Below are 4992 nucleotides of genomic sequence, written 5' to 3'. Positions count from 1 at the left end.
CTCTCGACGGCGGCTTCCCCGCTCGGGTGCTGTGCCTGTGCCTGACGTTCCCGCAGGTCGGCGAGCTTGCCCGCGGTCGTGTGAATATCGGGCGTGGCGGCCGAATCTGTGACTGACATCTGGATGTGCTCTTCCCGTCGAGGCTCGGAACCTGCGCTGCGCCCATGGCACCGGCGGTTCGTGGGGGTACCCACTCGGACGCCGCCACTTTAACTCACTACTTATCGGTCGCTCACGTGTGCTGCATCACGCTCCGGAAGTCAGCGGAGGGTACGCCCGTGGCGCGTTTCGTAGTCCTCCCGCGTGCGGTCGGCGCGACGTTGGGCCTTCTCGTTCAGGAGATCGGGATCGAGGCCGTGGCTGAGGAGGCGGTGGCGACGGTAGATGTTCATCAGCGCCACCGCGAAGTACAGCAGCGGCAGCAGGAGGAGAGCCATCATCGCCAGCGGGATCCAGATCGGTCCCGGAATGAGAAGGAAAAGGAGAAGCACCGCAACGACGGGGAGCATGAATCGGAGTACGTAACGGATGGATGCGCCGGGCCCGACGAGGTCGTTGCGTACCCAGTCCTGCATGGAATCCGGCAGGGTACGGCCGGTGAGATACCCGAGGTACTGGGCGAAGTTGGGGCGTTGCGTATCGGACATACCATCAGGATAGAGCCGATACCCGGCATGACCTTCGCGGGAAGGGCATACTTTCCTCCACAACTCGATGCCGGACGACGCATTCGCAGATCGGGGCTCTGAAGACGTGACACCTGAGGAACTGATGGCAGAGGCTTGCCGGCTGGCCGAGGAATCGGTTGTGAACGACTGGGGCGGACCTTTCGGCGCGGTCATCACCCGGAAGGGCGAGATCATTGCGCGTGGGCAGAATCGTGTCCTCCTGACTGGTGACATCACCGCTCACGCCGAGATCGAAACGATCCGCAAGGCGGTGCAGGTTCTCAACACGGAGGCGCCGTCGATCGCGAAGGATCGTCGCGAAGATACGACGCTGGAATTGGTTCCCCGCCCCGAGGGTTCGGCCGACAAGGTGCCGGAGCGGGCGAAAATGCTGATGGGGATGGAAATCTACATCAGTGGGGCGCCGTGCCCGATGTGTATGAGCGCCATCTATTGGGCACGACTCGATGCCGTGCATTTCGCGAACGACCTGGATGCCACCAGCGCGATCGGGTTCGACGACGCCTTCCAGTACGAAGATTTCACTCTGCCGTTCGAACAGCGGCGTATCAAGATCGAGCAGTTCCGGCCGGATCTCGGAGCGCAGGCTTACAAGGCGTGGTCCGACAAGCCCGACCGCCACCCGTACTGATCCACTGCTGCCGCTGTTCTGCTGCTGCCCGCTGTTCTGCTCTGCCGCTGTCTACTGCCGGCGAGCATTCGCGACGATGATGTCTCGGACAAATTGCGCCAGACCGGGAGCTACATCGTCGTAGTGACTGCGGAACCGCTCGTCGGCCAGGTACATTTCGGCGAGGTTCACCTGCATGTCCTGGTCGCAGTCGTAGAACTGGGCGATGCTCGCGCGGTGTTGCTCGGCGAGGGCGTCGGCCCGCTCCGATCCGGCCTCGACTCCCTCGGCCAGTGCCGCGGCGAGTTTCGCCTCGAACGCGTCTGTTTCGGCCTTGATTCTCGCCCAGTCCTGCTTGTCGAATTTCGCGGTCCGCTGTTGGGACTGCTTCCACGCGTCACCCTCTCCCCAGCGTTCCTGCGCTTCGGCGGCGTATTCCTCACCGAGCCAGTTGTCGCCGAAAATCTCGTTCTGTTCTTCGGGTGTCAATTGCATGCCCATCGTTTTCACCTCCATCATCTTCTCCACGGCCGTAGCCATCTGGCGTAAGCGATCGATCCGCCCCTTCAGCAACTCGTGTTGCCGTCGAAGAACCCGCTGAGGGTGCGGTCGGACGGCGTCACCAGGCCGATCTCGTCGTAGTGGTGCAACGTTCGCACGCTCACGCCGATCAGCTTGGCGACCACGCCCACAGTGTGTCTCTCGCTCACATTCTTCAGCGTGCAGCCTGACGTCGCGTGAGGGTCAAGTCAGGTGTAGAGATCGGCGAGCTCGTCGGAGAAGTTCTTCATCACAACCTTGCGCTTGAGTTTCATGCTCGGCGTGATTTCACCGTTCTCGACGGTCAGTTCACGGTCGAGGATGCGGAACTTCTTGATCTGCTCCCAGCTGTTCAGTCCGGCGTTGAGTTCCTCGACGTATCCGCCGATCATGTTGCGCGTCTCCTGCGCATTCGCGATCTCGGCGAACGACTTGTCACCCATACCGTGTTGCGCGGCCCATTCGTGGATCGACTCGCCGTCGAGGCTGATGAGCGCCACACAGTACGACTTGCCTTCGCCGTCGACGATGATTTCGCCGACGTACGGGCAGATGCCTTTGAACGTGGCCGAAATGGCCGAGGGAGCAACGTACTTGCCGTTGGACGTCTTGAACATGTCCTTCTTGCGGTCCGTGATCTTCAGGAATCCGTACTCGTCGACATCCCCGATGTCGCCGGTGCGGAACCAGCCGTCATCGGTGAACGACTCGGCGGTGGCCTCGGGGTTGTCGTGATACCCACTCATCACCCCGGGCCCCTTGAGCAGGATCTCACCGTCGTCGGCGATCTTCACGTCGGTGTGTGGGATGGGCCAGCCCACGGTGCCGAACTTGTACGCGGACGGACGATTGACGAACGACGCGGCGCTCGTCTCGGACAGCCCGTAGCCTTCGAGAACGACGATGCCGACGGCGTCGAACCACTGCGCGACGTCGGGGTTGAGTGGCGCCGATCCCGAAATGAAGAACTTCAGCCGTCCGCCGAAACGCTCCCGAATGGTTTTGAATACCAACCGGTCTGCGATGGCATGCTGGATGGACAGCAGGAAGGATGGTTGCTTGCCCGCCTGCTTGGCCTTGGATACCGCGAGTCCGACACCGATGGCCCAATCGAAGATCTTGGCTTTCACGCCGCCTTCCTCGTGCACCATCGTGACGATGCGCGCATGCGCCTTCTCGAAGATCCGGGGCGCCGCACCCATGAACGTGGGTCGCACCACCGCCAGATTCTCGACGATCTTGTCGACTCGCCCGTCCACGGCGGTGGGCATGCCGATCTGCAGCGGCAGGGTGAGCAGGATCTTTCCGAACACGTGTGACAGTGGCAGCCACAGATACTGGAGATCCTCGGGATCGAGGATGTCGACGGAGTCGATCGCGGCCGCCAGGTACGTCCATGCCGAGTGCGGCAGCCGGACGCCCTTCGGCCTGCCCGTGGTCCCCGATGTGTAGATCAGGGTGGCCAGGTCGTCCGGTTTGATGGCGTCGATCCGCTGGTCGACGACGTCGGGTTTGTGGTCGAGCAGTTCATCCCCGAGGTCTTCGAGCTTGGCGAAGCTGATCACCCAGTCGTCACCTTCGGGAGGATTCCCGTCGATGAGAATCACCTTGTCCACTTCGGGGAGTTCGCTGCGACGTTCGCGAAGCTTGTCCAGCTGAACGTGGTCCTCGGCGAAGACGACACGGCTGTCCGAGTTGGCGACGATGTAGGCGACATCCGCGGTGGTGCTCGTGGGATACACCGTGGTGGTGGCCGCACCGGCGCACATCACCGCGAGGTCGGCGAGGATCCACTCGTACCGGGTGGAGGAGGCCAGCGCCACGCGCTGCTCCGGTTCGACACCGAGGGCGATGAGGCCGGCGGCGAGTTTGCGGACGCGTTCGCCTGCTTCGGACCACGTGACGCTGGTCCACGTTTCTCCGTTCTTGCTGTCCACGAAACGGAACGCCTCGTGGTTCGGTGATTGCGCCACTCGTTCGAGGAACAGCGCGGCTACCGAAGGAGCCCGATTATCGATCTTGGACTGGTCGATGACCTCGTCCGTTACGCGGTGAGCTGCCATATTTCGATTCTAGGAACCGGTGCGCCCGCGTGGGGAGGTTTCGCCGATGGCGAGCGAGATGAGGGCCGCGACGGCGCACAGGCCGCCCCTCGGCCGGAGGGTCTGTGAGCCTCTGTTGCTCTTCTGTTGGGCGTGTCCGCGACCCCGATGCTCGATCTCGCACGGTGGCCGCCGGAGTTTCATCGACAGAGGCTGTTCTCGGACGAAACGCTGACGGCCGCAGCTAGAATTTTCTGTGCCGGTTACCTGGTCGGACGAGGTCGACGACGTCATCGTCGGAGATCTCACCTGCGGTCTCGGCGTTGTCACGTCCGCAGGAGGTGCGGTGGTGACCGCGGTATCGCCGATCGGGTTGCGCGACCGCGAGCAGGGCACGGTCGGCTTCACCACTTCGCTCGGTTTCGGCCGCAAGCTCGAGCGCATCAAGGACGATCCGAGGGTGGCGTTGGCCTATCACGCGCGCAAGCACGGCATCGGGGACGGTAACAACCATCGTTATGTGCTCGTGCAGGGTGACGCGTCCTTCGATCCCCACCCCGACCGGGAACTGGTCGAGAGGATCGGCCGACGTTCGGTGCCGTACCTGGGTGAGCCGCGCCGGGGTGTGTTGTTCTGGGACCGCTGGCTGAACGCGTATTACGCCGACCGAGTGGTGGTGACGGTGGCCGTCACCCGGGCTGTCGCCTGGCCAGACCTGAACGCGCTGGGTGAGCCCGAGGTTTTCGGCATGCCGCTACCGGACACCGAAGCGGCACCTCAGGCGCCGCCGAAGAAGGGCACCGGCCCGCGCAGCGATGCGGTGAAGTGCGGTGAGCGCGCGAGAAAATTGCCGTACCGGCTGCTGGCCTACCGGCAGGCGGACGGCTATCCGGCCGTCGTGCCCGTCGAGGTGACCGGGGCGAGCCGCGAGGGTATCCGCATGGCTGTGCCTGCCGGTGTGCCTCAGGGTGGCCGCCGCGCCGGCCTGCTCGCCCACGACTACGGGCACCAACTCGCAGGACTCGAGTCGCGCCAGAACACCGGCTGGATCGAGGTCACGGGCACCGAGGCGGTGTATGCGCCGCACACAGCGGCCGGCTTCAAGGCGCCC

At 63.6% G+C, this 4992-nt stretch carries 4 protein-coding genes and 1 pseudogene; 2 read left to right on the top strand and 3 right to left on the bottom strand.

Annotation, left to right across the window (positions count from 1 at the left end):
• Positions 1-260: 260 nt before the first annotated feature.
• The gene (locus tag WAW17_RS23195) at positions 261-647 is read right to left on the bottom strand and encodes a DUF5313 family protein (RefSeq protein ID WP_422335253.1); all 387 of its coding nucleotides are present in this window, start codon (positions 645-647) and stop codon (positions 261-263) included.
• Between the two features lie 124 nt (positions 648-771).
• Here WAW17_RS23195 and WAW17_RS23190 point away from each other — a divergent pair, with 124 nt between their 5' ends.
• Positions 772-1320 (top strand): nucleoside deaminase, encoded by a 549-nt coding sequence (locus WAW17_RS23190; protein WP_422335252.1) that lies wholly within the window; start codon positions 772-774, stop codon positions 1318-1320.
• A gap of 51 nt (positions 1321-1371) precedes the next feature.
• Here the strand turns inward: WAW17_RS23190 and WAW17_RS23185 are convergent.
• Positions 1372-2009, bottom strand: a pseudogene (locus tag WAW17_RS23185) (MerR family transcriptional regulator).
• A gap of 39 nt (positions 2010-2048) precedes the next feature.
• Positions 2049-3902 (bottom strand): AMP-dependent synthetase/ligase, encoded by a 1854-nt coding sequence (locus WAW17_RS23180; RefSeq protein WP_422335251.1) that lies wholly within the window; start codon positions 3900-3902, stop codon positions 2049-2051.
• 235 nt (positions 3903-4137) lie between these two features.
• On the opposite strand from WAW17_RS23180, the gene WAW17_RS23175 reads away from it, so the two are divergent.
• A partial coding sequence (locus tag WAW17_RS23175; RefSeq protein ID WP_422335250.1) for a hypothetical protein occupies positions 4138-4992 on the top strand: 855 nt, incomplete at its 3' end.

It is taken from the genome of Rhodococcus sp. (in: high G+C Gram-positive bacteria) (genome assembly GCF_049286785.1).
In the GTDB taxonomy this organism is placed as follows: domain Bacteria; phylum Actinomycetota; class Actinomycetes; order Mycobacteriales; family Mycobacteriaceae; genus Rhodococcus_F.
Note: the sequence above shows the minus strand (reverse complement) of the source record. Positions and strands in the feature narration are given on the sequence as shown.

Bases quoted from the DNA above. Each gene is read 5' to 3' on its own strand.
- WAW17_RS23195 (WP_422335253.1), bottom strand. From the start codon at position 647: ATGTCCGATACGCAACGCCCCAACTTCGCCCAGTACCTCGGGTATCTC.
- WAW17_RS23190 (WP_422335252.1), top strand. From the start codon at position 772: ATGGCAGAGGCTTGCCGGCTGGCCGAGGAATCGGTTGTGAACGACTGG.
- WAW17_RS23180 (WP_422335251.1), bottom strand. From the start codon at position 3,902: ATGGCAGCTCACCGCGTAACGGACGAGGTCATCGACCAGTCCAAGATC.